This is a genomic window from Halopseudomonas sp., assembly GCF_041579695.1.
In the GTDB taxonomy this organism is placed as follows: Bacteria; Pseudomonadota; Gammaproteobacteria; order Pseudomonadales; family Pseudomonadaceae; genus Halopseudomonas.
This window is the reverse complement of record NZ_JBFGFI010000142.1, coordinates 1-4,472: the sequence shown is the minus strand read 5'-3', so window position 1 is coordinate 4,472 and position 4,472 is coordinate 1. Positions and strand designations below refer to the sequence as shown.

The following is a 4,472-nucleotide window of genomic DNA, read 5'->3' as shown; positions in this document are numbered from 1 at the left end:
GGCGTTCGCTGACCAGTTCCAGTTGGAAGCAGTAGGGCTGGCTGATGGCTTCAATGCCAGTAAAGGACAGCACCTTGAAGTCGTGGGCGATGCCTGGGATATCGAGCGTAAATGCGGCCGTGTTGGCAGGGGCGAACATCCAATGTTCCTTGTGCTTAGTCTGTGGTGCGGGCGCATTATTACAGATTGGACGAATCAAAAATGTGAGGTGGTCGGCAAAACTAAACAGGGTTTTGGTTTTTGCGGATGCCGCGCGGGAATGCCCGTAATAGAGCTTACGGAATGCGCAAGAAGTGGCGCAGTTGCTGGCTGACTCTCAGGTTTGAAAGAGGATAAATTTGGAGAGGTTATGGGTTTTTTTTGCTGCTCGGCGTGATGCTCTGACACCGGTCCACCAAGCCCGCCTTAGCGGGCTTGATTCTAAATGTTCAGGGTTTGAGGATCAGGCCCTGGTCAGGTTCTATCTTGCCTTGCAGGGTGTCCAGATAAGCCTGACGCATGGCCTCCGGCCCTTCCAGCGTGGTGATTTTCATCCAGCTCTCGACCGATTTTACCAGTGGTGACCATAGCTCTGCGAAGCGCTGCATGAGTGCAGCATTGCCGAGCTCCTTGCCGCGGGTTTCCCAGTAACCGGGTGCGAAGAACACCTCCGGTTTGGCACCCGGGAGGTTCTTGCCTGCGCCGCGCTGGTCCCAGTGGGCTGCGCCGACCAGTGAGCTGAAACACATGCGCTCGCCAAAATGCCTATGCAGAGCGCCAAGCACCTCACCATTGCCGGCAAAGTCCACCGAAACGGTGTTCTGGCCGGGATCGAGCTGGTCGATGGCCTCATAGCTGACCACCTGATCGTAATATCCCAGGCCTTCTACAAAGGCGACGTTGCCAGCGGATGTCAGCGCGGTGATCTTCATCGGCTTGCCGCGCGACTTGCGCTGATGCGCAAGCATGAACGCCAGGCCCAGTGCGGTCTTGCTCGAGGCACTGGTCAGAATGATCTGGTCAGCGCCAAAAAAGTCCTTCGAAGCCAGAAAATCATCAAGCAGGAATGAGGTGATCAACAGTGGGCGCAATAGCATCTGCAATGCTTCGTGCTCCGGCCGGTAGGCGGGGTCAGCCTGTGTAAAGAGGTACTGGTTGTAGGCAAGCGCGAGATGCTGGCGGTGCTCCGATGTATCCACAAAGCTGCTGTTGCTGACCTTGCCTGGTTTGACTACCAGTTGGTTGGCCATGGGCAGGTAGCCATAGATTCGTGTTCCGGGTTTGATATCCGGCTGACGCGATGCGGTCACGTCGGCGAATCCCCACACAGGTATTTGTCCCCAGGGCGCTTCGGCCGGAAAGAAATCCCAGTATTTGAACCGCTCGCCAAGGGCGGCGTAGGTAATGTTATTTGCGGTGAAGGCAAAGTGATCGATGGTCAGCAGTGCCTCTCCGTCGGCAAGCTGGTCAGCGCTCACCGGCGGCAGATCCAGTGTGGTGCACTGTTCGAGATGCTTCTGGTCGACTACGAATGTATGGTTGCTGGCGGTCATGAAATAAGGCTCCGTGCTAGGCTGTACATCAGCATAGCTTGCCTGACCACTGTTGCAGCGTCTGCCTGGAATCATCAGGTCAATAGGCGGCAATAACGGCGGGCGAGATGAGCAATATACGTCTGCGTAATATTTTGTACCGCGCCTGGCGTGTGTCTGTCGGCGTGATAGATTATTGCGCCCGCACTCGCTGGCAATTGTCCTGCAGGAGGGGCTGCAATCATGACTTTGATGGTAATAGTGCTTTTTATAATTGGCCTGGTTCTGCTGGTTGCCGGTGCAGAAGTGCTGGTCAAGGGCGCCTCGCGGTTGGCGGCGGGTTTTCGGATTTCGCCGCTGGTCATAGGTCTGACGGTTGTCGCTTTCGGTACCAGCGCACCGGAGCTGGCGGTCTCTACCGGCGCGTCTTTGAGCGGGCAGGGCGACATTGCGCTGGGTAACGTGCTGGGCAGTAATATCTTCAACGTGCTGTTCATTCTCGGTCTGTCTGCGCTGATTGCGCCCCTGGTGGTGTCGCGCCAACTCATCAGGCTCGATGTGCCCATCATGATCGGTGCCAGCCTGCTGGTGATACTGCTGGCATTGGACGGCTCCCTCGGTCGTTTCGATGGCATCGTGCTGTTCACCCTGATCGTGGCCTACACGCTGTTTCTGATTATTAGCAGCCGGCGCGCCAACCGGCCGGATGATGCCAGTGAGCTGGGTGTGCCCGATGCTGCCCACAGTGGTTCGGCGCTGATGAATATCCTGCTGGTGCTGGGCGGTCTGGTGATGCTGGTGCTGGGAGCGCGTTGGCTGGTCGGTGGCGCGGTGGCCATGGCCACCAGCCTGGGCGTCTCCGAGCGTGTCGTGGCACTGACGATCGTTGCGGCCGGAACGTCGCTGCCCGAGGTCGCCACGTCGGTTATCGCGAGTATTCGTGGCCAGCGTGATATTGCCGTGGGCAACGTGGTGGGCAGTAATATCTTCAACCTGCTTGCGGTACTGGGTGTTTCGTCGATGCTGGCACCTGCCGGGATCGCGGTCTCCGAAGCGGTACTGCGATTCGATATGCTGGTGATGTTCGCCGTCGCGCTTGCCTGTCTGCCGATCTTCATCAGCGGTCTGCGCATCAACCGCTGGGAAGGTTTGCTGTTCATGGCCTACTACGTTGTCTACAACGTCCATGTGGTGACCACCGATGGCGGGGCAGGAGGCTTACCCGGTTTGTCCAGCGCGATGCTGTATTACGTCATGCCGCTGACGGCTATCACCCTTCTTGTCATCCTGTTCCGTGGCACGCCGCGTGAAGGTATGCACAGCCGCTGAGTGTTAAAGCGTGCGGGCAAAAAGTCCGCACGCTTCACCATGCCTCTGTATGAAGCAGACTTCCAATCCGTATATGCACCGTTGCGGTGCATGAATTTGCCCGCCTGGCAGGCAGTTCTGCGCGCCAGCACTTCTTTTCCCTGAAAAAAAGTTTGCCGCTGTCAAGTGCCGTTCCAGAGCCGTTTCTTTCCTGAAAGCAGTCCTCGCCCATGCGTATGTCGATATCTTCTTTCGAAAAAATGACCGTTTGGTCATATAATTGCATTGGTAGTTTTTGTCTCATGGCCGGATGTTTTTTCAGGGGCGACCGTCTGTCATATGCCTGCATTTATTGGCGTGTATCTTTGATTGGAGTCAATACACCGCCGGTTGAAAGAGTCAATCATGCAATTTGAACATGATGCTTTTACACCCACCTTGGCGCGCGAGGAACATTGTAATGAAGCAACTTACACCCATGGATTCGCATTTCTTTAACTTCGAGGCACCCAATCAGCCGATGATGATCGGCAGCCTCTGGCTCTGTGACCAGAGCACTGCTCCGGACGGAATTGTCCGCCACAAGGACATTCTGCAGTACATTTCCGACCGCCTGAACACGACGTCTTATTTTCGCCGCCGCCTTGAGCAGGCGCCTTTTCGATTGGATGATCCCTACTGGCTGCAAGACGAGAATTTCGACCTTGAGTATCACGTTCGTCACGTCGGTCTTCCCCAGCCAGGGGACTGGCGTCAGCTGTGTATTTTCACTGCTCGGACCATGTCCCGTAGCGTAGACATGGAGCGCGCGCCGTGGGAGGTGTACATCATTGAGGGTGTGAACAACGTCGAAGGTCTACCGCCAAACAGTTTCGCGGTACTCATCCGCTTCCATCACGCCTATGTTGACGGCAAGTCCAGTCTCGAGCTGAGCACCGCGCTGATGGAAGAGACGGCTGCCCATGAGTATGGACGCCGTGATCGTGTGGAGGTTGCCGAACGTGCTCCGACTCGTCTGGAAATGTGGGCGCGTACTGCGCCACGGATGGTTGGCCAGACCTTTCGCAGTATGAAGGCCGGCGTCAATTTCTCGCGCAAGAGTCTCGAACTGGCCAACCGCATGCGCAAGGACGGTTTGCCCGACCAGCGTCGTGTGCCCAAGACCATCTTCAACACGTCGGTTACACCGCATCGGTCCTATGGTGCTTATAGCTGGCGGATTCCCGAGCTCAAGCGCATGCGTCAACTGCACAAGGGCGCCAGCCTGAATGATGTGCTGTTGGCGATTATCGCCGGCGGCATGCGACGTTATCTGGCCAAGCACAATCAATTGCCCGAGCGGGAGTCTCTGGTTTCGATGTGTCCGGTCTCGATACGCCCGGAAGATTCCTCGACCGAGGGGGGCAACCTGATATCGGCCATGTATATCGCCATTGGTACCAACCTGGCGGATCCGGTGGAGCGGTTGCAAGTAGTTCAGGCACGGACTGCAAGGGGAATTCCTATTGCGAAGGAGGTGTTGTGCGATCTGAGCAATGCAGCCGGTGACATGGTGCCACCGGTATTCCGCGCACTGGGTGCGTGGGTGCAGAACAAGACCCATTTGACCAGCGCGCTGCCCCTGATCAATACCGTCATCACCAATGTGCCGGG

At 56.7% G+C, this 4,472-nt stretch carries 3 protein-coding genes; 2 read left to right on the top strand and 1 reads right to left on the bottom strand.

What is annotated here, in order from left to right:
• Positions 1 to 428: 428 nt before the first annotated feature.
• Positions 429 to 1,532, bottom strand: a complete 1,104-nt coding sequence (locus ABYA88_RS15475; RefSeq protein WP_373188282.1) for a DUF2855 family protein — start codon at positions 1,530 to 1,532, stop codon at positions 429 to 431.
• A gap of 222 nt (positions 1,533 to 1,754) precedes the next feature.
• Here ABYA88_RS15475 and ABYA88_RS15470 point away from each other — a divergent pair, with 222 nt between their 5' ends.
• Both ABYA88_RS15470 and ABYA88_RS15465 read left to right on the top strand, forming a co-directional pair.
• A complete protein-coding gene (locus ABYA88_RS15470; protein ID WP_373188281.1) occupies positions 1,755 to 2,840 on the top strand; it encodes a calcium/sodium antiporter in 1,086 nt (361 codons plus the stop codon).
• 439 nt (positions 2,841 to 3,279) lie between these two features.
• Positions 3,280 to 4,472 (top strand): wax ester/triacylglycerol synthase domain-containing protein (locus tag ABYA88_RS15465; RefSeq protein ID WP_373188280.1); only part of this gene is annotated, 1,193 nt, incomplete at its 3' end.

What these genes read in the sequence shown, in the direction of transcription:
- ABYA88_RS15475 (WP_373188282.1), bottom strand. Translation starts at nt 1,532, where the DNA reads ATGACCGCCAGCAACCATACATTCGTAGTCGACCAGAAGCATCTCGAA.
- ABYA88_RS15470 (WP_373188281.1), top strand. Translation starts at nt 1,755, where the DNA reads ATGACTTTGATGGTAATAGTGCTTTTTATAATTGGCCTGGTTCTGCTG.